Raw genomic sequence first — 255 nt, forward strand, 5'->3', positions numbered from 1 at the left:
TACGGTCGCAAGATTAAAACTCAAAGGAATTGACGGGGACCCGCACAAGCGGTGGATGATGTGGATTAATTCGATGCAACGCGAAAAACCTTACCTACCCTTGACATGTCAGGAAGGCCGGAGAGATCTGGCTGTGCCCGAAAGGGAACCTGAACACAGGTGCTGCATGGCTGTCGTCAGCTCGTGTCGTGAGATGTTGGGTTAAGTCCCGCAACGAGCGCAACCCTTGTCATTAGTTGCTACGCAAGAGCACTC

Annotated in this window: 1 rRNA gene; it reads left to right on the forward strand. The window is 52.5% G+C overall.

From position 1 onward, the window contains the following. Window positions 1–255 (forward strand): 16S ribosomal RNA (locus tag C2862_RS25150); the annotation flags it as partial.

Origin of the sequence: Massilia sp. Mn16-1_5, from assembly GCF_004798585.1 — a bacterium.
In the GTDB taxonomy this organism is placed as follows: Bacteria; Pseudomonadota; Gammaproteobacteria; order Burkholderiales; family Burkholderiaceae_D; genus Telluria.